Here is a 21,820-nt window from a genome sequence, read left to right on the forward strand (position 1 = left end):
CAGGATCGGGGGCATGACCGCCGCACGCGACCCCCTGGCCCGGCTGCGGGCCGCCGCCGACCGCCGCGCCGAGGCGGGCCTGCGCCGCACGTTGCGGCCGCGCGCCGCCGACCACGACGGCCTGCTCGACCTGGCCTCCAACGACTACCTCGGGCTGTCGCGCGACCCCCGGCTGGTCGCCGGGGCCGTCGCCGCGGCCCGCGCGTGGGGCACCGGGTCCACCGGGTCGCGGCTGGTCACCGGCACCACCGCGCTGCACGCCGAGCTGGACCGGCGGCTGGCCGCCCTCACCGGCAGCGCCGCCGGGCTGGTGTTCTCCTCGGGGTACCTGGCCAACCTCGGCGCCGTCGCCGGCCTCGCCGGGCCGGGCGTGCTGGTGGTGTCCGACCAGGTCAACCACGCCTCGATCGTGGACGCCTGCCGGCTGTCGCGGTCGCGGGTGGTGGTCGTCCCGCACGGCGACACCGGCGCCGTCGCGCAGACCCTCGCCGAGCGCGAGGAGGAGGACGCCCTCGTCGTCACCGACGCGGTCTTCTCGGTGGACGGCGACGTCGCGCCGCTCGCCGAGCTGCACCGGGTGGCGCGCGCGCACGGCGCGCTGCTGGTGGTGGACGAGGCGCACGCGCTCGGCGTCGTCGGCGACGGCGGCGCGGGCGCCGCGCACGCCGCCGGGCTCGCCGGCGAGCCGGACGTGGTGCTCACCCTCACCCTGTCCAAGTCGCTGGCCGCGCAGGGCGGCGCCGTCCTCGGCGCCCCCGAGGTGATCGACGCCCTGGTCGACACCGGCCGCGCGTTCATCTTCGACACCGGCCTGAACCCGGCCGCCGCCGGCGCCGCCCTCGCCGCGCTGGACGTGCTGGCCGCCGAGCCGGACCTGCCCGGCCGCGCCCGCGACCGCGCCGCCCGCATCGCCGCGATGGCCGCCGGGCTCGGCCTGGAGACGGCCCCGCCGGCCGCCGCCGTCGTCCCGGTCTTCCTCGGCGAACCGCACGCCGCCCTCGACGCGCAGCGGATCTGCGCCGGGCACGGCGCCCGCGTCGGCTGCTTCCGGCCACCGTCGGTGCCGAAGGGACGGGCCTGCCTGCGCATCACCGCACGTGCCACACTGGGCGAGGCCGACCTCACAACGCTCCACGGAGCCCTGGCGGCGGTCGCACGCTCTACCGGCCGTAGTCTTCACACGTAACATCGGGGACAACCGGTGATGAACGTGAGGAGAGGCCGTGACGGAGGTCAGGGGCGGGCCCCGGCACGGGGGCGAATTCGAGCGGGCCGGCTACGAGCGCGCCTCACTCGGTGAGTTCGGCAAGCACTACGCCACCCCGGCCCCCCGCATCCCCAAGTACTACAAGCTGAAAGAGCTGCTGGTCGAGCTGATCCAGTCGCTCCCGCCGGGCAGCCCGCTGCCGCCCGAGCGCGCCCTGGCCGAGAAGTACGAGACCTCCCGCACCACGGTCCGCCAGGCGCTCGCCGAGCTCGTCGTCGAGGGCCGCCTGCAGCGCATCCAGGGCAAGGGCACCTTCGTCGCCAAGCCGAAGGTGTCGCAGGAACTGCAGTTGGTCAGCTACACCGAGGACATGCGGCACCACGGGCTGCACCCCGAGACCCGCATCCTGGAGATCGGCTACGTCAGCGCCGACGAGCGGCTGGCCGCCCTGCTCGGCATCCGCCCCGGCGGCCGTGTGCTGCGCATCCACCGGCTCCGCCTCGCCGACGGCGAGGCCATGTCGATCGACACCTCGCACCTGCCGGCCCGCCGCTTCCCCGGCCTGCGCCGCGAGCTGCCCCGCCACCGCTCCCTGTACGAGACGCTCGCGACGGCCTACGACGTCCACCTGGCCGAGGCCGAGGAGACCATCGAGACCGTCCTGGCGACCCCGCACGACGCGCAGCTGCTCGCGGTGGACGTCGGCCTGCCGATGCTGCTGCTGTCGCGGCACGCGTTCGATTCCACGGGACAGCCGGTGGAGTGGGCGCAGTCGCTGTACCGGGGCGACCGGTACAAGTTCATCACCCGCCTGCGCCGCCACTGAGCCTGCTCGGCGGCGGGCCGCTTACTTTCCGCGACGGCTCCTTGCGTTCTGGGTACGCTCAGAACACGTGTTCCCTACGATGACCGGAGCAGATCGTGAGGGAGGAGTCGCCGAACGTGAAGACGAAGGTCGAGCCGGAGAGCATGCTGGTCCGCTACCAGGACCCGACGGCTTTGCCGGACTTGTATGAGCTTTGGGTGGACGACGAACTCGGTGATCACTTTTTCATCCCTGAAGGTTCGAGGGTTGAAGTCATCGGAGATGAGGTCGTCGTGTCCCCCGCCCCGACCCCCCAGCACAACGGGATGGTCCGTGACATCGTGCGCGAGATAGATCGCGCCGCCATGCTCCGGCCGGATTTCCCCTGGGACGCAGACATCGGCAGTGGAGTGTCCCTCGTCGGCGCGCGCAAGGGCCCCGTTCCGGACCTGAGCATCCTCGACAAGCAGATGGCCCTCGCCGTCCGCAGGGACCGGGTGAAGAAACTCGTTGCCGACCAGGTCGAACTGGTCGTGGAGATCACCTCGCCGCGCAATGCGACGACCGACCGGCGGCCTGCGGCACGGAGCCTCAAGAACAAATGGAATCTGTACTCCGCGTCAGGGATTCCCTACTACCTGCTCATCGACCGCGACCCGAAGGTGGCCCGTACCTTCCTCTACTCCATCCCGGATGAGGAGTCAGCGGCCTATCTGCATGAGGAATCGTGGAAGTTCAGTGAGACCGTCCACCTCCCGGAACCCATCGACCTGGAGATCCCGACCGTGCATTGGAACACGTGGGACGAGTGCTGATCTTCCATATCCGGAATGCGAATCCGCGCAAGCCCACCTTGGCATCCGATGAGCCCGTCTCCCCTGCCGAAGGCAGGTTGAAGCCGCTCACACTGCACGTGCGATACCACGGCATCGTCTATCCCGAGAACGCCAGGACGATGACAGGCGAGGAGATGAGGGATTACCTCTGCTTCCCCCGACAAAGCCGACGTGCTTGTGGAGCCGCTGGAGGATCCGGACGACCCGGATGCCGTCTGCGTACAGGTCTCGCTCGATGCTCTGTCCCGCGCCGACGCCCTTGTCTGCCTGGAACAGGCCGGGCATTGGATGGCCCCTGGCAGGTGAGGCGGCCTCGCGAAGAGGCCGCACTCACCTCCGCAGGCTGATCAGAGGGTCTTGGAAAGGGCCTTGATGGGCATCTGGAGCTCGACCAGCAGGTCCAGGTCCTTCTCCGCCGGGCGGCCGAGCGTCGTCAGGTAGTTGCCGACGATCAGGGCGTTGATGCCGCCCAGCATGCCGCCGCGGGTGCCGAGGTCGCCGAGGGTGAGCTCGCGGCCGCCGGCGTAGCGCAGGATCGTGCGCGGCAGGGTGAGGCGGAAGGTGGCGATGGTCTTCAGGGCCTCGGTGCCCTCGACCAGGGGCATGTCGGCGAACGGGGTGCCCGGGCGCGGCGCCAGGAAGTTCAGCGGGACCTCGTCGGGCTCCAACTCGGCGAGCTGGGCGGCGAACTCGGCGCGCTGCTCGACGGTCTCGCCCATGCCGACGATGCCGCCGCAGCACACCTCCATCCCGGCCTCCTTGACCATGCGCAGGGTCTCCCAGCGCTCCTCCCACGAGTGGGTGGTGACCACGTTGGGGAAGTGGGAGCGGGCCGTCTCCAGGTTGTGGTTGTAGCGGTGCACGCCCATCGCGGCGAGCTCGTCGACCTGCTCCTGGGTGAGCATGCCGAGCGAGCAGGCGATGTTGATCTCGACGGCCTCGTTGATGGCCTTGATCCCGTCGCGGACCTGGCTCATCAGGCGCTCGTCGGGGCCGCGGACGGCGGCGACGATGCAGAACTCGGTGGCGCCGGTCTTGGCGGTCTCCTTGGCGGCCTCGACCAGCTCGGGGATGTTCAGCCACACCGAGCGGACCGGGGACTCGAACTGCCCCGACTGGGAGCAGAAGTGGCAGTCCTCGGGGCAGCCGCCGGTCTTCAGGGAGATGATCCCCTCGACCTCGACCTCCGGGCCGCACCAGCGCATGCGCACCTCGTGCGCGAGCGCCAGCAGCTCCTCCAGCCGGTCGTCGGGCAGCGTCAGGCACTCCAGGGCCTGGGCGGCGGTCAGCCCCGTGCCCTCCTCCAGCACCTGGCGGCGGGCGACCTCGAGAATGTCGGTCACTGGTTCTCCTTGTTGGGGCCATTGCTGTCGCGGAAGGTAGCAGCGTTGAAAGAGCCGCCGAACGCCGGGGCGAGCGCGGCGTGCGCGGCCGTCAGGAACTCGGCGGGGTCCAGGGCGCCCGCGCCGGCCGGCAGCGCGCCGGCGAGCGGGCGGGCCGCGATGGTCTCCAGGTCCCGGATGTTGCTGCGCATGGCCAGGTCGGGCGCGGCCGGCCAGGAGCCGATCACCACGCCGGCGAGCTGGACGCCGCGGTGCGCCATCGCCTCCAGGGTGAGCGCGGTGTGGTTGAGGGTGCCGAGGTCGGCGCGGGCGGTGACGACGGCGGCGGCGCCGAGCCAGCGCGCCAGGTCGGCGATGGTGGCGCCCTCCTCGTCGTAGCGGACGAGCAGGCCGCCCGCGCCCTCCACCAGCACCAGGTCGCGGGTCCCGGCCAGCTCGCGGACGCGGCCCGCCACGTCGGCGAGGCGCACCGGCGGCAGCCCGGCGTGCCGCGCGGCGGCGGCCGGCGACAGCGGGTCGGGGAACCGCGCGAACTCGTGCAGGTCGTCGACGGCGGCGAGCCGGCGCACGTCGTCCAGGTCGCCGGCCTCGCCGGGGAGCATCCCGGTCTGGCCGGGTTTGACGACGGCGACCGACGCCCCGCGCGCCGCGGCCAGCGCGGCCAGGGCGGCGGTGACGACGGTCTTGCCGACCCCGGTGCAGGTCCCGGTCACCACGAGCACACTCACGTGCCGCAGAGTAGCGCGCGCCCGGACCGGCGGCGCCAGCCGATCCCCACAGTCTTGGCGGCGCCTTTTTGTACGGGCCGGGAACCGGCGGTTCCGGCGGGCCGTCCAAGGCGTATGGCCGATCCATCCGCATCACTCAGGAACGTGTTCGGACGGGGGATCGTGGTGGCGCTCGTCGCGGGGGCGGCGCTCACCGCCTGTGACAGGCCGGGGCCGAAGGAGTCGTACTCCGCGCTGCCGGCTACGCCCGAGCCGGTCTCCGGGGACGGGCTGGTGCTGCGCTGGCGGATGACCGGGGGCATCGCCGGTCTCGGCGGTCCGGGCACCATGCCGGAGTTCTCCCTGTACGGGGACGGGCGCGCGGTCGCGGGCGGCAAGGAGTACCGCCTGAGACCGGAGGCGCTGCGCAGGCTGCTGGCCGACGCGCGCGCCGCCGGCCTCGCCCGGCCGAGGAGCGTCGACTCCCCCGAGGTGTCCGACGCGCTGGTGCTGCAGATCCGCTTCCAGGGCGCCACGACCAAGGTCGCCCAGCCGAACGAGCACGGCGGCCTCCCGGCGGTGCGGTTCTGGAAGCGGCTCGACCCGAGGGGCTGGCCGGCGTCGGACCAGGCGGCGCCCGCACGCGCGTACACGCCGGCGCGGCTGGCGGTGCTCACCGGGGAACTGGCCGACCAGTCCGCCTACGGCAGGCCGTGGCCCTACGCGCCGCTCGGCAAGGGCGTGCCGGCCGCCGGCGGCCGCTGCACGGTCCTCACCGGCAAGGACGCCGGGGCCGCGCAGCGGCTCGCCGGGCAGGGCGACCGCTGGCGCAGCGAGGGCAAGGTCTACTCGGTGCGTCTCCGGCCGCTGCTCCCCGACGAGTCCACCTGCGCGGACCTCACCCGGTCCTAACCGGCGTCGAGTTCGTCCGCGACCTCGCGGGCGACGGCGGCCAGTTCGGGGTCAAGCTGGTCCAGCCGCTCGTCGAGGTCGTCGGCGAAGCGCAGCCGGTCCAGGCCGGCGGGCGCGGGCACGGCTGCGGGCATCCACGCGGCGTGGATGAGGAACGGCACGGTCGTGCCGTGCGGCGGCGCGAGGACGGCGACCGGGCCGCGCGAGACGTCGGCCGCGTCGAAGACCTCGACGCGGAACCGGTCGTCGTTGTGCACGGCCACCACCAGGTAGCCGTCGTGGCCGCCGGGGTCGGCGCCCGCGTACCGGCTGCGGCCGGGCGCGCCGAGGCCGCGCGGGACGAAGACCGGCGAGGTCGGGTAGTCGTCGAGCGCGAACGTCCACTCGCTGAGCGGCTTCAGGTCGTCGCGGTCCAGGCTCGCCAGCACCGCCGGGGTCTCCTCCTTGGGGAACAGCGCGCGGTCGACGCGGTCGCCGTAGTTGGCGAGCGCGCGCTGGTTGACCGCCTCGGGGTGGAAGCCGAGGAAGACCAGGTGGTGGCGGGTGGGGTTCAGCTGCCCCTCCATGCTCCAGTCGATCGCCGACAGCTCGGCCTGCCACCAGCGCTCGGGGTCGCGGGCGCGGGCGTGCTCGGTGACGCGGCCGGTCGCGGGGTCGAACCGCAGCACGGTGGTGAGGGCCGGGGTCATGCCGTGGCAGTACATGCCGCGCAGCGCCGGGTCGACGGGGCGGCCGAACGCGTCCAGGTCGTCCTCGCGCAGGTACATGCCGATGTCGACACCCGGCGTGTGCTCCATGACGACGTCGATGCCGACCGAGTCGTCGTAGCGGGCGTAGAAGTGGTTGACCTCGGGCGCGATGCGGAACCGCGTGCAGGCGACGCTGTCGCGGCCGGGGACCAGGTCGTCCTTGCGGATCAGCAGGACGGGCCCGTCGGGGTTGTTGGCCGCGGTCCGCTCGCCGCCGAAGATCTCCTCGGCGTCGACCTTGTAGGCGGTGTCGGCGAGGACCAGCCAGTCGCGGGTCTGGGTGATGGTGTGGGTGGCCTGCGGCAGCGCCGCGTCCTCGACCCGCCAGCGCCGGACGTGCTTGCCTTCGCCGTCGTAGCGGATCACCCACACGGTGCCGGTCATCACGTCGCGGCTGACCGTCCACAGGCAGTCGCGCTCGGGGTCGACGACCGGGTGCGCGGAGGTGGAGACCAGCGGCAGCACCGCCTGGTCCAGCGCGGGCTTCCAGCCGTCGCGCTGCCCGACCTCGGCGACGAACCCCAGCGTGACCGGGTCGACCTCGACGGGGCGGCCCGCGTCCCAGGTGGCGAACAGCCGGTCGCCCCACGGCAGCGGCGCGGTGTTGGCGGCGTTGACGAACCCCCACGGCGAACTGGTGCCGACCGGCCCGGCGGTGAACAGGTCGGGGCGCTTGCGGCGCAGCCGGACCGACGGGGTGTCGATGACGCGCGGCCGCCACGCGAACCGGCCCGCGGGGGCGCCGTCGGTGCCGGGGCGCAGCGCCAGCCGGATCATGATGCCGTCGCCGAAGAACGCGTGCACGGGGTGGGTGCGCTGGTCGGAGGTGCTGATCACGACGTGCCCGGTCAGGCCCGCGGGCCAGGCCCCGGCCACGACCGCCAGGTCCAGGTCGGCGACGTCGCCCTTGCCGAGGATGGAGCGGGGAACCGGCATGACGCCTCCAGAGCGGTGCAGGGGACCGGCCATCTGCCAATCAACCGGGCGCCGCGGGCGTCGTCAAGACCCTAACGACTACGAGCTTCCCACGGCGGCCCGCCGGTACCCTGATCCGGCCCAGCATGTCCGGAATGGGGGAAAAGACCGGTGCCTGAGACGTCCGTCGTGGTCCGCGAGGCGCGGGCCGCCGACTACGCGAAGGTCGGCGAGCTGACCGTCGAGGTGTACGTGCACAGCGGCCTCATCGACGCCGCGTCCGGCTACGTGGCGACGCTGCGCGACGCCGCCGACCGCGCCGCCAAGGCCGAACTGCTCGTCGCCGAACTGGCGGGCGACCTCGTCGGGGCCGTCGCCTACTGCCCGCCCGGCAGCCCCTACGCCGAGCTCGCCGGGCCCGGCGAGGGCGAGTTCCGGATGCTGGCCGTACTGGGCCGGGCCCGCGGCCAGGGCGTGGGGCGCGCGCTCGTGCAGGCGTGCGCCGACCGCGCCCGCGCCGCCGGGCTGCGCGGCCTGCGCCTGTCGACCCAGCGGAACATGGTGGACGCGCACCGCATGTACGAGCGCATGGGCTTTGTCCGCACCCCCGACCGCGACTGGGCCCCGCTGCCGGGCGTCGACCTGGTCACCTACGCGCTGGACTTCTGACCAGCCGGGCTAGGCCGGGGTGCTGTGCACCTCGCCGTGGCGCGAACAACGCGCGGTCCAGCCCGTCGGCGTCACCTGGACGATCAGCCGGCGGCGGCACTCGGCGCAATAGCGCGGCGGTTCCATGGCCCGCGCCACCAGGCACGTCTCGTGCCCGCCGGCCGCGGCGGGCTCGCCGCACCGGTCACAGTAGGTCTCCACGAGCGGCACCTTACCCGCACCCGGCGCCGTGGTGGCCGGAAGGCCCCCGCGGGGGCTCATCGCGCGCGCATGCGCGCGATGAGCCCGGTGTCGTAGGTGCCGGCCACGAACTCGGGGTCGTCCAGCAGCTCGGCCAGGAACGGCAGGTTCGTGGTCGGGCCGACGATGCGGAACGCCGCGACGGCGGCACGGGCCCGCTCCAGCGCGGCCGGCCGGTCGGCGCCGTGCACGCACAGCTTGGCCAGCAGCGGGTCGTAGAACGGGGTGACGGTGTTGCCCTCGGCGTACCCGGCGTCGATGCGGATGCCCTCGCCGACCGGCTCCTCCCACACCCGGATCCGGCCGGGGCTCGGCAGGAACCGGCGCGGGTCCTCGGCGTACACGCGCAGCTCGATCGCGTGCCCGGACGGCTGCGGCTCGTCGAAGGAGACGGGCTTGCCGGCCGCGATCAGCAGCTGCTGCTCGACGATGTCGATGCCGGTGACCAGCTCGGTGACGGGGTGCTCGACCTGCAGCCGGGTGTTCATCTCCAGGAAGTAGAACTCCTGCGCGGCCGGGTCGACCAGGCACTCCACCGTCCCGGCGCCCTGGTAGCCGACGGTCTGGCCGGCCTGGATCGCGGCGGCCAGCATCCGGGCGCGCAGTTCGGGCGACAACGCGGGCGAGGGCGTCTCCTCGGCGACCTTCTGGTGCCGGCGCTGCACCGAGCAGTCGCGGTCGCCGAGGGCGAGGACGGTGCCGTCGGCCAGGCCGAGGATCTGGACCTCCACGTGCCGGGCGCCCTCGATGTAGCGCTCCACCAGGATGTCGGGGCCGGCGAAGAAGCGCTCGGCGCGGCTGCGGGCCGTCCGGTACGCGGCGCGCAGCTCGGCCTCGTCGCGGGCGGCGCCCATCCCGATGCCGCCGCCCCCGGCGGCGGCCTTCACCATCACCGGGTAGCCGATGCGCTCGGCCTCCTCGGCGGCGGTGTCCTCGTCGGGCACCGGCTCCCAGACGCCGGGCGCGACCGGCAGGCCCGCCTCCTTCATCAGGTTCCGGGCGTTGATCTTGTTGCCCATGCGGGCGATGGCCAGCGGCGGCGGGCCGACCCAGGCCAGGCCCGCGTCCAGCACCGCCTGGGCGAACTCGGCGTTCTCCGACAGGAAGCCGTAGCCGGGGTGGATCGCCTGCGCGTTGGTGCGGACGGCCGCCTCCAGGATCGCGGGCGCGTTCAGGTAGCTGCGCGCGGGCTGCGGCGGGCCGATCAGGATCGCCTCGTCGGCCTCGGCCACGTACGGCAGGCCGGCGTCGGCTTCGGAGTACACCGCGATGGCCTTCAGGCCCATCGCGCGCACGGTGTGGACGATACGGCTGGCCACCTCGCCGCGATTGGCCACGAGGACGGACTCGAACACCTGCGGACTCTCCTTCATGGGTTCTGGCGGGACCGCACCATCCTGGCCGACGTCAGGGGGGTCGCGGCCCCCGAACCGGCCATGTCTGCGACAAGGACGCGTCCCGAGTTGCGTCAGGGCCGGTGCTTCCCGGGCATGACGGGAGGAAACGCGGAGCGGCCCGCGGCGGTGCCGCGCGGCGGCGGGCCCGTCACAGGCGAGGCCGCCGGTCGACCACCCGGCTGAGCGCCTCCACCACGGCCGGGTCGTACTCGGCGGCCGAGTCCAGCCGCAGCCGCTCCAGCACGGCCGCGCCGCGGTCGCGGTCGGCCGAGTCGCCGACCAGGTCGTCGTAGGCGTTGGCGACCTTGATGATGCGGCTGGCCAGCGGCGGCGGCAGCGGCCGGCCCGGCGCGGGCTCGGCGGCCGGCCCGGGCGGTTCGCCGTGCCCGGTGCGGTAGGGGTGCGACGACAGCCGGACGATGTGCGCGACCCGGTCCAGCACCCCGGTCTGGCGGATCACCTCGGCGCCGAGCTCGGCGATGCGGCGCTGCTCGGCCGGGGAGGCGAGCACGGTCGCGCCGCCGGGGATCGGGTCGCCGAGCGACAGCTGCCCGATGTCGTGCATCAGCGCGGCGTACTCCAGCTCCAGCAGGTCCTCCTCGGACATGCCGAGCTCGCGGCCCATCGCGACCGCCAGCCGCGACACCCGGCGCGAGTGCCCGGTCTCCACGTACCCGCCGACCTCGGTGACCCGCGACAGCGCCCGCACCGTCTGCAGGTAGGTGGCGCGGATGCCGGCGTAGCGGCGGAACGCGAACTGCGTCACCAGGATCGGGACGGTGAACACCAGCAGCGCGGCCGGGCCCATCACCGTGGTGGCGACCGCGATCAGCATGGCGGTGGCGCTGGTCGCCGCGCACAGCGGCGCCTTGACCGAGATCTCGTCGCGCACCGCGATGCCGAACCGGGCCCGCACCGCCTCGGCCCGGATCATCGCGGCGATCAGCACGTCGGCGAAGCAGGACGCCACCACGACCATGCCCATCAGCACGAGCAGCAGCGGCCAGTCCAGGCCGAGCGCGAGCAGCGGCCGGAAGCACACCGCGACGAGCGCGACGGTGATCAGCCGCCGGGCCATCGCGTCCATCCGGAACGCGCGGCCGACCAGCACGTGCGGCAGCGACCCGACGGCCATCCCGGCGGCGGTCACCACCACCACCTGGAACGCCGAGTGCACGGCCGGGACGACGTCGAGCGCGGCGATGCGGCCGCCGCCCTCGGGGCCGACGCCGACCAGCAGCGCGTAGCCGATGGCGCCGGCGGCGGCGACGGGGGCGACCTCGCGGTTGCCCGGCATGACCATCCGGAACAGCTCGCCGAGCGCGATCAGCACGCCGAACACCACCGCGACGTCGGTCTGCACCGGGTGCACCACCGCGACCTCGGTGACCGACACCAGCACGCCGAGCGCGGCGAACGCGGCCAGCAGCACCTGGCCGGAGTCGACGGTCTGCCAGCCGGGCCGCCCCGCGGTCTCCATCCGGCCGGCGGCCAGCGCCCCGGCGCGGGCCCGCCGGGGATCCATCCGCATCGTCATCGCGGCACCCCGTCGCGGGCGACGCGGATCGGCTCGCTCGGGTCGTCGTGGTCCTGGCGGGTGGTCTCCACCACGTCGTCGTCGGGCAGCACCGGCGGGTCGGGCAGCTCCCAGCCGTCGCGCTCCAGCGCGCGCAGGAACGCCTCGACGATCTCGGGGTCGAAGTGGTCGCCGGCGCTGGCGCGCAGCTCCTGGACGGCCTCCTCGACGCTGCGCGCGGCCCGGTAGGCGCGGGTGGAGGTCATCGCGTCGAAGGCGTCGGCGACCGAGATGACCCGGGCGAACTCGGGGATCTCGTCGCCGGCCAGGCCCATCGGGTAGCCGCGGCCGTTCATCTTCTCGTGGTGGTGCATGATCCCGGCGAGCGCCTCGTCCAGGAAGCCGATCTCGCGGACGATCTCCAGCCCGCGCATCGGGTGCAGCTGGATCGCGGCGAACTCCTCCTCGGTCATCGGGCCGTCCTTCTGCAGCACCTTGGTCGGCACGCCGAGCTTGCCGACGTCGTGCAGCATGCCCGCCATCCGGATCGCCTCGACCCGGTCGGCGCGCATCCCGATCTCCTGCGCGATCATCACCGAGCCGCGCGACACCCGCTCGGAGTGGCCGCGGGTGTAGTAGTCCTTGGTCTCCACCGCCTGGCAGAGCGCGGCGAGGGTGGCGGCGTGCGCCTGCTGCTGGGCGTGCGCCTGCTCCAACGCCCAGCGGGCGATGAACAGCGGCAGCAGCACCAGCACCGCGGCGAACGCCTGGATGCCGGGCCACAGGCCCGCGATGAGCAGGCCGAACATGCCGTAGCCGAGGCAGCCGACGGCGAGCTGGCCGCTCTCGCGCAGCAGCACCCGCGGCGTCTCCTGCTTGGCCAGCAGCAGGATGCCGGCCGTCAGCGTCAGGTTGACCAGCACGAACACGCAGAGCGCGCCGAGGAAGGGGCCGATGACGCTGACCACCCAGTCGCCCTGGCCGCGCTCGAAGCGGTGCCCGCCGAGCAGGTCGAACACGACCCCGGCGGTGTAGCCGCTGAGCGCGAACTGCGCGCCGTTGAACAGCCGCTTGACCGGCGCGAAGATCCGCTGGCCGGTGACGACGGCGACGGCGCCGAGCACCGCCGCGCCGGCCGGGCCGAGCAGCACCACGGCGGCCAGGCCGGCCGCGAAGCTCAGCGAGACGCGGGCGCGCGCCACGTTGAGCCGGGCGGGCGCGGAGTCGCAGACCAGGAACAGCACGGCGAGCACGGCGAGCGTGCGCCAGTCCAGGGCGGTGAGGGGCGCCGTCGCGATGAGGCAGGCCGCCAGCGCGACCACCCCGCAGACGTACACCCAGGCAGCCAGAGGGAGTCCACGCATCGCCGCCTCCGTCGGGAGTGACTCATGAGCGGGCCGCCGCGGGTCGTCAGACCCAGGACACGCCCATGGGCTTGGATATCAGCGACGCCGGTGCCCCGGCCTGCCCGCAGGTGCCGCGACCGATCCGCACGAGACCGAGCATGACTGCGATTCTCCCCCCAGGCGCATGGGGACCCCGGGCCGTACCGGCCCGGACGGGCGAGCTCCGCCGGGGCGGGGGCGCACCCGGTCCCCCTCACTGATTTCGGCCCAAGCCTAACGCGAGAGACGCAGGTCACACAGGCATGACGGGAATCGTGAGCAAAGCGTGAACTAATCGTCACCACGTGTCACCAATGGCCCCGAAAATGGACCGAGAGTGTGCGCACAAACGCTTTGCACGTGCATTCTTGACGTGGCCATGAATTTCACCGCCGCCATCGGTCAGCCCGTCCGCTCGCGGGCCCAGCGGACGGTCTCGGCGAGGCCCGCGCGCAGGTCCGTCCGGGCCGTCCAGCCGAGCTCGCGCTCGGTCGCCGCCGGGTCGACCGCCATCGCGGGCAGGTCGCCGAGGCGCGGCGGCGCGAACGCGGGGTCGTCGGGCGCGCCCGCCGCCCGCGCGACCAGGGTGTGCAGCTCGCGGTCGGTGGTCTGCAGGCCGGTGCCGACGTTGAAGCGCCGCCCGCCGCCGTCGGGGCCGGCGGCGCGGGCGAAGGCGTCCACCACGTCCAGCACGTAGACGTAGTCGCGGGTCTGCGTGCCGTCGCCGAACACCGTGGTCGGGCGGCCCGCCAGCAGCGCGTCGGTGAAGATCGAGATGACGCCGGCCTCGCCCTCGGGCGTCTGCCGCGGCCCGTAGACGTTGGCGAGGGTCAGCGTGGTGAAGTCCAGCCCGTGCAGCCTGCGGTACATCCGCGCGTACAGCTCGCCGGAGACCTTGGACGCGGCGTACGGCGAGGCGGGCCGCAGCTCGGCGTCCGCGGGGACCGGCAGCGCGTCCGGCACCCCGTACACCGCGCAGCTGGAGGTGAACACCACCTTGCGGGCGCCGGCGGCGCGGGCGGCCTCCAGCACGTTGGCGGTGCCGAGCACGTTGACGCGGGCGTCGTGCCGCGGGTCGTCCACGCTCTTGCGCACGCTGACCTGGGCCGCCAGGTGGCACACGACCTCGGGGGCGAACCCGGCGAGCCGCCCGGCGAGGGCCGGGTCGGCCACGTCCATCCGCCACAGCTCGACGTCCGCGCGCTCGTTGGCGCCGCCGGACATGTCGTCGAGGCCGGCGACCTCGTGCCCGTCGGCGACGAGCCGGTCGACGAGATGGGAGCCGATGAACCCGGCGGCGCCGGTGACGAGTACGCGCATCCCCGCACGATACCGAGGTCGGGGCGGCCGCACCGGCCCGTGGTGGTCAGCTCGGGGTGATCAGCTCGGGGCGGTCAGCTCGGGGCGGTCAGCCCGTGGTGGTCGTCCCGGGGCGGTCAGCCCGCGTCGGCGGCCTCGGCCGGGGCGTCGGCCTGCTTGATCTCGCTGCACAGCTGCTCGATCCGGCCGAGCACCTTGGCCCGCAGGTCGCCGGGCACCGGCTCGCAGCCGCAGGACTTGCCCACCAGTTTCTTGACGACCTCTTCCAGGCCGTACTCGCGCAGGCACGGGCCGCACTCGTCCAGGTGCTGCTTGATCTCACCGCAGCCGCTCTGGTCGAGCTCCCCGTCCAGGTAGGTGTAGACACGCGCCAGCACCTCGGTGCAGGGCGTCTCGTGAGGGTCGCCACAGCTCATGGCTACTCACCCTTCCCGTTCGCCGACGTCCGGGACAGTCCCCTGCCCTCGGCGTAGTGCTCCAGCATCCCGCGCAGCTGCCTGCGCCCCCGGTGCAACCGCGACATCACCGTGCCGATGGGCGTGCCCATGATCTCGGCGATCTCCTTGTAGGCGAAGCCCTCGACATCGGCGAGGTAGACCGCGATGCGGAACTCCTCGGGCAGCTCCTGCAGCGCCTGCTTGACGTCGGAGTCGGGCAGGTGCTCCAGCGCCTCGGCCTCGGCCGACTTCAGGCCGCTGGAGGTGTGCGACTCCGCCCGCGCCAGCTGCCAGTCCTCGATCTCCTCCGTCGCCGCCTGCTGCGGCTGCCGCTGCTTCTTGCGGTAGGAGTTGATGAAGGTGTTGGTCAGGATCCGGTAGAGCCACGCCTTGAGGTTGGTGCCTTCCTTGAACTGGTGGAAGGACGCGAACGCCTTGGCGAAGGTCTCCTGGACGAGGTCCTCGGCATCGGCGGGGTTGCGCGTCATGCGCAGCGCGGCCGAATACAACTGGTCCAAGAACGGGAGCACATCGCGCTGGAACCGCTCCTGGCGCTGCTCCACGGTTTCCGCGGTGCCCGGAACCTGACCCACCCCCTCGGCTGTGGCGACGCCGGTGGCGTCGTAGGACACAGACGATATCGGTCCGCGCGGCACCGGGACGCCTCCGGGTGCGGTCGCGTCGCCGGCCGGCGGCCGGACCACGGCCTCCGGTCGTTCGGCAACGAGTGCGCTCATCAAGGATCCTCCATCGCGCGGCGGCACTGCAGGACAGGTTGTGAGACGGTGCAACACCGGTAACGGCGTTACGATTCCCGGCCGGGCGCACGTGGCGCGGAGCGCGGGGAACAGGAGTCGAGGGCAGGACCCGCGCGCCGCCGGTGGATCACCTCCCGTTCTGCACGGAGGGTGATGACGGCCCGGACGGGGAAGAAGTCACATACACGGCTAGAACAGGAGCAAACCCTTGCTACCGGTGCCGGCGCGTCCTCCCGAGCCCACCGCCCCCGCCGGCCTGTCCGGCGGGCCCGGCGACGGCGACCCTCTCGCGCTCTACTGGGACTTCTACTGGGCGGTGGCCGAGGCGCAGCTGGCCGAATGGCTGCCCGCCCGGCCCGCGCGGGTGCTGGACGTGTCCGGCGGCGCCGGGCGCAGCGCCGCGCAGGCCGCCACCGCCGGGCACACCGTGATCGAGGTGCTGGAGCCCGGGCCGCCCGCGCCGCCCGGCCCCCCGGCGCCGCACGCCCCGCACGTTCCCCAGCCCCCGCACGCCCCCCAGGACCGGCCCGGCCCGCACGCCCGCAACGGGCACCGCGGCCGGCCCCCCGGGCAGGTGCACCGGGTGATCGCCGACTCCGGCACGCTGGGGTTCCTGGCCGACGGCTGCGTGGACGCGGTGATCGCCGAGAACCGGGCGCTGTCGCGGCAGCTGGTCACCGAGGCCGCGGTCGGCGAGATCGCCCGGGTGCTGCGGCCGGGCGGGCGGCTGCTGCTGTCGGTCGACTCGCTCACCCTCGGCATGGCGCTGCTGGCCGAGCGCAACTACTGGGCGCACCTGTCGGACGTGCCGGCCGCCGAGGTGCTGCTGATCCCCTGGCCGGACGGCACGATCACCCGCTGCTTCGGCGGCGACCAGCTGCGCGAGCTGCTGGTCGACGCGGGCCTGGACGTGGAGTGGGTGCGGCCGCGCACGGTGCTGTCGCCGTCGACGGTGGAGCACCTGCTGAAGCGCTCCCCGGGCACGCTGGAGCCGCTGGTGCGCACCGAGCTGACCGCCCCCGTCGGCGACGACTCGCTCGGCGTGCAGCTGCTGGCGAGCGCGCGCCGGTCCTGACCGCTGGGCGGCTCAGCGCATGGCGCGGTCGTGCCTGGCCTGGCAGGGCACGCAGCGGGCGGCGTCGGGACGCGCCTCCAGCCGGCCCTCGGGGACGGGCTTCCCGCAGCCGGCGCAGCGCCCGTAGCTGCCCTCGTCGAGCCGCGCCAGCGCCGCGAGGACGGCCGCCCGGTGCCGCTCCATGGAGGTCAGGGCGGCCTCGACGCGGTCGCTGTCGGTCAGGTTCGTCCCGGCGTCGGCGGCCGAGGCCTCCCGTCCGGGGTGCTCCCCTTTCAAGATGGCGATCGAACGGTCCAGCTCGGCGAGCATGGTCTCCAGGCGGGAGCGGGGGGTGGCGTCGTCCACGGTGCGCTGGACTCCTCCCGGTAGGCCCCGGGAACGGGGGGATGTCACCGCTGACCGCGCCCCCGCCGCGATCAGAACATCGGTTCGGAACGGTTGCCTGAACTATCCCCACTTACCGCCGGTTGTATGAGTTCCGGGCCGTTGTTCTTCACGTTGTTGACGGCCTTGGAGACCGCGTAGGCGTCCATCGTGCCCGCCATCGCCGGGACGAGCAGCGAGCGCACCTCGTCGGCGTCGGTCAGGTCCGGGTCGAGCCAGGCCTCCCACCGCCCCGGCTCCACGATCATCGGCATCCGGTCGTGGATGCGGCCGAGGTCGTCGGGCGCGTCGGTGGTGAGCACGGTGCAGGTCCAGACCCACTCGTCCTCGGGTGATTTCCACAGCTCGTACAGGCCCGCCATCGCCATCACGCCGCCGTCCTTGGGGTGGATGAAGAAGGGCTGCTTGCGCTGCTTCTTCTTGTCCAGCCCCTCTTGCCCCTCCATGACGTACCACTCGAAGTAGCCGTCGGCGGGCAGCAGGCAGCGGCGCTTGGCGAAGGCGCGCCGGTAGGACGGCTTCTCGTGCGCCGTCTCCGCCCGCGCGTTGATCATCCGGCTGCCGATGGACAGGTCCTTGGCCCAGGACGGCACCAGGCCCCAGCGCAGCGTGCGCAGCTGCCGCACCGGCTCGGCGTCCTCCCCCTCCCCCGCCGGGCGCTCCAGGATCGCGGGGACCTGCTTGGTCGGCGCGACGTTGTAGTCGGGTTCCAGCTCCTTGTCGACGGCGTCGAGCCGCACCTGGAACTCGTCGAGGAGCTCCGTGCGGGCCCGGGCCGTGGCATAACGACCGCACATGCCCCTCATCCTGCCCGCCGGGGACGACATCCAGCGCGCTTGAGGGGCGAACCGGTGGGCATGAAGCCCGCATGCGACCCTTCACCACTCTGGCCCGCCCGCTGGTGGCGGCCCCGTACATCATCACCGGCCTGGAGACGCTGCGTGATCCGCGTCCGCGCGCCGAGCTGGTCGCCCCCGCCGTCAAGCCGATCGCCGACCGGCTGGACTGGCTGCCGACCAAGGACCCCGAGACGCTGGTGCGGATCGAGGGCGCGCTCAGCCTCGGCACCGGGATGCTGCTGCTGTCGGGCCGGTTCCGCCGGCTGACGACGCTGCTGCTGGCCGCGCAGCTGGTCCCGTCGCTGGCGACCGAGCACCACTACTGGACCGAGGACGACCCCGAGCGGCGCGCCGGCGAGCGCTCCCACCTGCTGAAGAACGCCAGCCTGTTCGGTGCGCTGCTGATGACGGCGGCCGAGCCGCGCCGCTCGCCGCGCACCGCCGCGCTGCGCCGCCAGGTGCACGACGCGCGGGTGCAGGCCGGCGCCGAGAGCAAGATCCTGCGCAAGCAGGCCGCGGCGGAGCTGAAGAACGCCAAGCGGGAGGCGGCCCGGCAGGTGCGCGAGGCGCGCCGCGGCGGCCGGCGGACGGCCCGGAGCCTGAAGCACTGACGCTTGGCGCACCGACCCCGAAGGGGCGCTTAACGCAGCCTCAAGTGCCTTGAACCGGGCCGGCCGGCGGGCGCGTACTGCTTCTCATGGCAGTGCCCGTAGCGTCCGGCGGCCCGGCGGTGGCCGAGCTGTACCGGCAGTACCAGCGTCCCCTGTCGTCGTTCGTGCGGCGGCTGACCGGCGGCGACCGCCAGTGGGCCGAGGACGTGGTCCAGGAGACCATGATCAGGGCCTGGCGCGGCGCGGGCCGGCTGGACCCGGCCGCGCCCTCGCTCATGCCCTGGCTCACCACGGTCGCCCGCCGTATCGTGATCGACGACCGGCGGCGGCGCGGCGCGCGGCCGGCGGAGTCCGGCGCGGGCCCGCTGGAGAACGTGCCGGTGCGCGACGAGTACGAGGGCGTGCTGCGCCGGCTGGCGGTGGCCGACGCGCTGGCGGCGCTGTCGCCCGCGCACCGGGAGGTCCTCACCGAGACGGTGCTGCGGGACCGCACGGTGAACCAGGCGGCGGAGGCGCTCGGCGTCCCCGTCGGCACGGTCAAGTCCCGCGTGTACTACGCCATGCGTGCGCTCCGTGCCTCGCTGCAGGAAAAAGGGGAGACCTCGTGAACCCTCAGGTCGAGCACACCGATGTCGGCGCTTATGCCCTCGGCCTGCTGGAGGAGCCCGATCGGCGGGCGTTCGAGGGGCATCTGCGCGGTTGCCCGCCGTGCCGCGCCGAGCTGGCGGAGATGGCCGGGCTGGCGGACACGCTCGCCGACCTCGGGCCCGAGGAGGGTGTGATCGAGGAGCCGCCCGTGCGGCTGCACAGGCGGCGGGCACGGCGCGGCACCTATGCGGTCGGCGCCGCGGCGGCGGCCGTGCTGCTGGCGGCGGGCGTCGCGGTGGGCGCGTCCCTGGGCGGCGACCCGGCGCCCGCCGGGCGTGACCGCGCGCCCGTCCAGGCGGTCGCGGGCGAGCAGCACGCCGCGAGCGACCCGAGGACGGGCGTGTCGGGCCGGGTGGGGCTGGCCGGCAAGGGCTGGGGCACCCAGATCGGGCTGGAACTGAAGGGCGTGCGCGGCCCGCTGCGCTGCTACCTGGAGGCCGTGTCGCGCAGCGGCGAGCGCAGCGTCGTCATGGGCTGGCAGGTTCCGGCCAAGGGGTACGGGCTGCCGGGGTCGCCGCTGCCCGCGCTCGTCGCGCAGGGCGGTACCGCCACGTTCCCGCAGGACCTGGACCGGCTGGAGGTGCGGGTCGACGGCGGCGGGACGTTGCTGACGATCCCGGTCGCCCGCGCCTGACCCCGGGCGGATCACGGCCCGATATCCTGGCCGCATGCCCTCTGAGCCCTGGTCCGCGCCCGTCGCCGCCGGTCCCGTCGACGCCACCGTCCGGCTGCCCGGCTCCAAGTCGATGACCAACCGGGCGCTGATCCTGGCCGCGCTGGCGGACGGCCCGTCCCGCCTCGTCCGGCCGCTGCGCAGCCGCGACTCCGAGCTGATGGCCGGCGCGCTGCGCGCCCTCGGCGCGGACGTCGCGGAGGACGGCGACGACTGGCTGGTACGGCCCGGCGGGCTGCGCGGCCCGGCGGACGTGCAGGTCGGCCTGGCGGGCACGGTGATGCGCTTCCTGCCGCCGGTCGCGGCCCTGGCCACCGGCGACGTCGCGATCGACGGCGACCCCTACGCCCGCAAGCGCCCGATGGGGCCGATCCTGGAGGCGCTGCGCGCGCTCGGCGTGCGGATCGACGACGACGGGCGCGGCGCGCTGCCGTTCACCGTCCGCGGGCGCGGCGAGGTCGAGGGCGGCCCGGTCACCATCGACGCGTCCGGCTCGTCCCAGCTGATCTCGGGGCTGCTGCTGGCGGCGCCGCGCTTCGCCAAGGGCGTGGAGGTCCGGCACGAGGGCCCGCCGGTGCCGTCGGCGCCGCACCTGGAGATGACGGTGCGGATGCTGCGCGAGGCCGGCGTGACCGTGGAGACCGAACCGGACGTGTGGCGGGTCGCGCCCGGCGCGATCGCCGCCCGCGAGTGGGTGATCGAGCCCGATCTGTCCAACGCGGCGCAGTTCCTCGGCGCCGCCCTGGTCACCGGCGGCCGGGTGTCGGTGCCGGGCTGGCCGGCGGACACCGCCCAGCCGGGCGACGCGCTGCGCGGCCTGCTCGCCGCGATGGGCGCCGAGGTCTCCTACGCCGGCGGCACGCTGACGGTGGCCGGCACGGGCGCCTTCACCGGGCTGGAGGCCGACCTGCACGAGGTCGGCGAGCTGACCCCGGTGCTGGCCGCGCTCGCCGCGCTCGCCTCCACCCCGTCGCGGCTCACCGGCATCGCGCACCTGCGCGGCCACGAGACCGACCGGCTCGCCGCGCTGGTCGCCGAGTTGAACGGGCTCGGCGGCGACGTCCGCGAGCTGCCCGACGGGCTGGAGATCCGGCCGCGCCCGCTGCACGGCGGCCTGTTCCGCACCTACGACGACCACCGGATGGTGATGGCCGCCGCGCTGCTCGGCCTCGCCCTTCCCGGCGTGCAGGTGGAGAACCCCGCCACGGTGGGCAAGACACTCCCGAACTTCACCACGATGTGGGCGGCCATGCTGGCGCCCGGCACACGACAGGGGTAGGACCACTGGCACGCCGAGCACGCGACTACGACGAGGACGACGTCCGGGTCCGGCCGAGCCGCCGCGGCTCGCGCCCGCGCACCCGCATCCGTCCCGCGCACGACGAGGCCGTCCAGGCGCTGGTGACGGCGGTGGACCGCGGCCGCTACCGCTGCCTGGTCGGCGCCGGCACCCCCGAGGAGCGGGGGGGCGGTGCCGCCCGTGGGGGGGCGGCCCCCCACACCCCCCGAAGCGCGAAGGAGGCGGCTCCGCCGCCGGACTCGCGCCGCGTCACCGCGATGCGCGCCCGCGAGCTCGGCCGCAAGGGCGTCGTGGTCGGCGACCATGTCGCGCTCGTCGGGGACGTGTCGGGCGATCCCGACACCCTGGCCCGGATCGTGCGGGTCGAGCCGCGCACCTCCGCGCTGCGGCGCACCGCCGACGACACCGACCCGTTCGAGCGGATCATCGTCGCCAACGCCGACCAGCTGGTGATCGTCACCGCGCTCGCCGACCCCGAGCCGCGCCCCCGGATGATCGACCGGCAGCTCGTCGCCGCCTACGACGCGGGCATGGAGCCGCTGCTCTGCCTCACCAAGGCCGACCTGGCCGACCCGGCCGGCCTCGTCGCGGCCTACGCGCCGCTCGGCGTCCCCTACGTGGTCACCGAGCGCGGCGGCGACCCGGCGGCGCTGCTGGAGCTGCTGGCCGGGCACACCAGCGTGCTGGTCGGGCACTCGGGCGTCGGCAAGTCCACGCTGGTCAACGCCCTGGTCCCGGACGCCGAGCGGGCGGTCAGCCACGTCAACGCGGTGACCGGGCGGGGCCGGCACACCTCCTCGTCGGCGATCGCGCTGGAGCTGCCCGGCCGCGACGGCTGGATCATCGACACACCGGGGGTGCGCAGCTTCGGCCTCGCGCACGTCAAGCCGGAGAACGTGATCAACGCGTTCGAGGACCTGGCCGAGGGCGCCGCCGAGCGCTGCCCGCCGCTCTGCGACCACCGCCAGGCCGACTGCGGCCTGGACTCCTGGGTCGCGGACGGCCACGCCAGCCGGGCCCGGCTGGACTCCCTGCGCCGGCTGCTCGCCGCCCGCGACGGAGAACCCGACTAAGTCCCCCACACCGGGCGCCGA

23 protein-coding genes are annotated in these 21,820 nt (G+C 74.0%); 11 read left to right on the forward strand and 12 right to left on the reverse strand.

Features of this window, described 5'->3' with window-relative positions; translation table 11 throughout:
- Nucleotides 1-13 precede the first annotated feature (13 nt).
- The 3 genes from ACRB68_RS07170 (at nucleotide 14) to ACRB68_RS07180 (ending at nucleotide 2,827) form a co-directional block, all read left to right on the forward strand.
- Nucleotides 14-1,186, forward strand: a complete 1,173-nt coding sequence (locus ACRB68_RS07170; RefSeq protein ID WP_153531337.1) for an aminotransferase class I/II-fold pyridoxal phosphate-dependent enzyme — start codon at nucleotides 14-16, stop codon at nucleotides 1,184-1,186.
- Nucleotides 1,187-1,223: 37 nt separating this feature from the next.
- Nucleotides 1,224-2,033 carry a GntR family transcriptional regulator gene (locus ACRB68_RS07175; protein ID WP_328593867.1) on the forward strand — a complete coding sequence of 270 codons (810 nt, stop codon included), beginning with the start codon at nucleotides 1,224-1,226 and terminating at the stop codon, nucleotides 2,031-2,033.
- A gap of 116 nt (nucleotides 2,034-2,149) precedes the next feature.
- Entirely contained in the window at nucleotides 2,150-2,827 is a 678-nt protein-coding gene (locus tag ACRB68_RS07180) for a Uma2 family endonuclease (protein WP_153531338.1), read from the forward strand.
- A gap of 368 nt (nucleotides 2,828-3,195) precedes the next feature.
- On the opposite strand, the gene bioB is transcribed toward ACRB68_RS07180, so the two are convergent.
- Nucleotides 3,196-4,191, reverse strand: coding sequence for a biotin synthase BioB (gene bioB, locus ACRB68_RS07185; protein ID WP_328593868.1), 996 nt, complete (start codon nucleotides 4,189-4,191; stop codon nucleotides 3,196-3,198).
- Entirely contained in the window at nucleotides 4,188-4,919 is a 732-nt protein-coding gene (gene bioD, locus ACRB68_RS07190) for a dethiobiotin synthase (RefSeq protein ID WP_328593869.1), read from the reverse strand. The genes bioB and bioD overlap by 4 nt, the downstream gene beginning before the upstream one ends.
- Before the next feature lie 144 nt (nucleotides 4,920-5,063).
- Between bioD and ACRB68_RS07195 the strand changes: the two genes are divergently transcribed.
- The gene (locus tag ACRB68_RS07195; protein ID WP_153531340.1) at nucleotides 5,064-5,810 is read left to right on the forward strand and encodes a heme-degrading domain-containing protein; all 747 of its coding nucleotides are present in this window, start codon (nucleotides 5,064-5,066) and stop codon (nucleotides 5,808-5,810) included.
- On the opposite strand, the gene ACRB68_RS07200 is transcribed toward ACRB68_RS07195, so the two are convergent.
- Nucleotides 5,807-7,495 carry a carotenoid oxygenase family protein gene (locus ACRB68_RS07200; protein WP_153531341.1) on the reverse strand — a complete coding sequence of 563 codons (1,689 nt, stop codon included), beginning with the start codon at nucleotides 7,493-7,495 and terminating at the stop codon, nucleotides 5,807-5,809. The two genes, ACRB68_RS07195 and ACRB68_RS07200, sit on opposite strands and share 4 nt — an antisense overlap.
- Nucleotides 7,496-7,645: 150 nt before the next feature.
- Here ACRB68_RS07200 and ACRB68_RS07205 point away from each other — a divergent pair, with 150 nt between their 5' ends.
- On the forward strand, nucleotides 7,646-8,143 hold the full coding sequence (locus tag ACRB68_RS07205; RefSeq protein ID WP_328593870.1) for a GNAT family N-acetyltransferase: 498 nt from the start codon (nucleotides 7,646-7,648) through the stop codon (nucleotides 8,141-8,143).
- 9 nt (nucleotides 8,144-8,152) lie between these two features.
- Here ACRB68_RS07205 and bsaP read toward each other — a convergent pair whose 3' ends face one another.
- The 7 genes from bsaP to ACRB68_RS07240 all read right to left on the reverse strand — a co-directional run bounded on the left by bsaP (nucleotide 8,153) and on the right by ACRB68_RS07240 (nucleotide 15,031).
- A complete protein-coding gene (bsaP, locus tag ACRB68_RS07210) occupies nucleotides 8,153-8,344 on the reverse strand; it encodes a biotin synthase auxiliary protein BsaP (protein ID WP_235958770.1) in 192 nt (63 codons plus the stop codon).
- Nucleotides 8,345-8,400: 56 nt separating this feature from the next.
- Nucleotides 8,401-9,738, reverse strand: a complete 1,338-nt coding sequence (locus ACRB68_RS07215) for an acetyl-CoA carboxylase biotin carboxylase subunit (protein ID WP_328593871.1) — start codon at nucleotides 9,736-9,738, stop codon at nucleotides 8,401-8,403.
- A gap of 190 nt (nucleotides 9,739-9,928) precedes the next feature.
- Nucleotides 9,929-11,260, reverse strand: coding sequence for an HD-GYP domain-containing protein (locus ACRB68_RS07220; protein WP_153532396.1), 1,332 nt, complete (start codon nucleotides 11,258-11,260; stop codon nucleotides 9,929-9,931).
- A 53-nt stretch (nucleotides 11,261-11,313) separates the two neighbouring features.
- Nucleotides 11,314-12,660 (reverse strand): HD-GYP domain-containing protein, encoded by a 1,347-nt coding sequence (locus ACRB68_RS07225; RefSeq protein ID WP_153531344.1) that lies wholly within the window; start codon nucleotides 12,658-12,660, stop codon nucleotides 11,314-11,316.
- Between the two features lie 423 nt (nucleotides 12,661-13,083).
- Nucleotides 13,084-14,001 (reverse strand): NAD-dependent epimerase/dehydratase family protein, encoded by a 918-nt coding sequence (locus ACRB68_RS07230; protein WP_153531345.1) that lies wholly within the window; start codon nucleotides 13,999-14,001, stop codon nucleotides 13,084-13,086.
- Between the two features lie 116 nt (nucleotides 14,002-14,117).
- A complete protein-coding gene (rsrA, locus tag ACRB68_RS07235; protein WP_153531346.1) occupies nucleotides 14,118-14,417 on the reverse strand; it encodes a mycothiol system anti-sigma-R factor in 300 nt (99 codons plus the stop codon).
- Nucleotides 14,418-14,419: 2 nt separating this feature from the next.
- Nucleotides 14,420-15,031 carry a sigma-70 family RNA polymerase sigma factor gene (locus ACRB68_RS07240; protein ID WP_328594077.1) on the reverse strand — a complete coding sequence of 204 codons (612 nt, stop codon included), beginning with the start codon at nucleotides 15,029-15,031 and terminating at the stop codon, nucleotides 14,420-14,422.
- 382 nt (nucleotides 15,032-15,413) lie between these two features.
- Here ACRB68_RS07240 and ACRB68_RS07245 point away from each other — a divergent pair, with 382 nt between their 5' ends.
- Complete coding sequence (locus tag ACRB68_RS07245) at nucleotides 15,414-16,271, forward strand: class I SAM-dependent methyltransferase (RefSeq protein WP_328593872.1); 858 nt, start codon at nucleotides 15,414-15,416, stop codon at nucleotides 16,269-16,271.
- A 12-nt stretch (nucleotides 16,272-16,283) separates the two neighbouring features.
- Here the strand turns inward: ACRB68_RS07245 and ACRB68_RS07250 are convergent, their stop codons facing one another.
- Both ACRB68_RS07250 and ACRB68_RS07255 read right to left on the reverse strand, forming a co-directional pair.
- A complete protein-coding gene (locus ACRB68_RS07250; protein WP_328593873.1) occupies nucleotides 16,284-16,616 on the reverse strand; it encodes a TraR/DksA family transcriptional regulator in 333 nt (110 codons plus the stop codon).
- A gap of 71 nt (nucleotides 16,617-16,687) precedes the next feature.
- Complete coding sequence (locus tag ACRB68_RS07255; protein ID WP_194293206.1) at nucleotides 16,688-17,452, reverse strand: SOS response-associated peptidase; 765 nt, start codon at nucleotides 17,450-17,452, stop codon at nucleotides 16,688-16,690.
- Nucleotides 17,453-17,523: 71 nt separating this feature from the next.
- Here ACRB68_RS07255 and ACRB68_RS07260 point away from each other — a divergent pair, with 71 nt between their 5' ends.
- The 5 genes from ACRB68_RS07260 to rsgA all read left to right on the forward strand — a co-directional run bounded on the left by ACRB68_RS07260 (nucleotide 17,524) and on the right by rsgA (nucleotide 21,799).
- Complete coding sequence (locus ACRB68_RS07260; protein ID WP_153531350.1) at nucleotides 17,524-18,105, forward strand: DoxX family membrane protein; 582 nt, start codon at nucleotides 17,524-17,526, stop codon at nucleotides 18,103-18,105.
- A gap of 86 nt (nucleotides 18,106-18,191) precedes the next feature.
- Nucleotides 18,192-18,713, forward strand: a complete 522-nt coding sequence (locus ACRB68_RS07265) for a sigma-70 family RNA polymerase sigma factor (RefSeq protein ID WP_153531351.1) — start codon at nucleotides 18,192-18,194, stop codon at nucleotides 18,711-18,713.
- Entirely contained in the window at nucleotides 18,710-19,387 is a 678-nt protein-coding gene (locus ACRB68_RS41045; protein WP_153531352.1) for an anti-sigma factor family protein, read from the forward strand. Before ACRB68_RS07265 ends, ACRB68_RS41045 begins: the two co-directional genes overlap by 4 nt.
- Nucleotides 19,388-19,421: 34 nt before the next feature.
- On the forward strand, nucleotides 19,422-20,705 hold the full coding sequence (gene aroA / locus ACRB68_RS07275; protein ID WP_153531353.1) for a 3-phosphoshikimate 1-carboxyvinyltransferase: 1,284 nt from the start codon (nucleotides 19,422-19,424) through the stop codon (nucleotides 20,703-20,705).
- On the forward strand, nucleotides 20,666-21,799 hold the full coding sequence (gene rsgA / locus ACRB68_RS07280) for a ribosome small subunit-dependent GTPase A (RefSeq protein WP_407924279.1): 1,134 nt from the start codon (nucleotides 20,666-20,668) through the stop codon (nucleotides 21,797-21,799). The genes aroA and rsgA overlap by 40 nt, the downstream gene beginning before the upstream one ends.
- Nucleotides 21,800-21,820: the final 21 nt, after the last annotated feature.

It is taken from the genome of Actinomadura macrotermitis (assembly GCF_009604375.1).
Lineage (GTDB): Bacteria > Actinomycetota > Actinomycetes > Streptosporangiales > Streptosporangiaceae > Spirillospora > Spirillospora macrotermitis.

Excerpts from the sequence above, each read along its gene's own strand:
- ACRB68_RS07255 (WP_194293206.1), bottom strand. The coding sequence starts at position 17,452 with ATGTGCGGTCGTTATGCCACGGCCCGGGCCCGCACGGAGCTCCTCGAC.
- rsrA (WP_153531346.1), bottom strand. The coding sequence starts at position 14,417 with ATGAGCTGTGGCGACCCTCACGAGACGCCCTGCACCGAGGTGCTGGCG.
- ACRB68_RS07220 (WP_153532396.1), bottom strand. The coding sequence starts at position 11,260 with ATGGAGACCGCGGGGCGGCCCGGCTGGCAGACCGTCGACTCCGGCCAG.
- ACRB68_RS07230 (WP_153531345.1), bottom strand. The coding sequence starts at position 14,001 with ATGCGCGTACTCGTCACCGGCGCCGCCGGGTTCATCGGCTCCCATCTC.
- ACRB68_RS07265 (WP_153531351.1), top strand. The coding sequence starts at position 18,192 with ATGGCAGTGCCCGTAGCGTCCGGCGGCCCGGCGGTGGCCGAGCTGTAC.
- aroA (WP_153531353.1), top strand. The coding sequence starts at position 19,422 with ATGCCCTCTGAGCCCTGGTCCGCGCCCGTCGCCGCCGGTCCCGTCGAC.
- ACRB68_RS07170 (WP_153531337.1), top strand. The coding sequence starts at position 14 with ATGACCGCCGCACGCGACCCCCTGGCCCGGCTGCGGGCCGCCGCCGAC.
- ACRB68_RS07200 (WP_153531341.1), bottom strand. The coding sequence starts at position 7,495 with ATGCCGGTTCCCCGCTCCATCCTCGGCAAGGGCGACGTCGCCGACCTG.
- ACRB68_RS07225 (WP_153531344.1), bottom strand. The coding sequence starts at position 12,660 with ATGCGTGGACTCCCTCTGGCTGCCTGGGTGTACGTCTGCGGGGTGGTC.
- ACRB68_RS07260 (WP_153531350.1), top strand. The coding sequence starts at position 17,524 with ATGCGACCCTTCACCACTCTGGCCCGCCCGCTGGTGGCGGCCCCGTAC.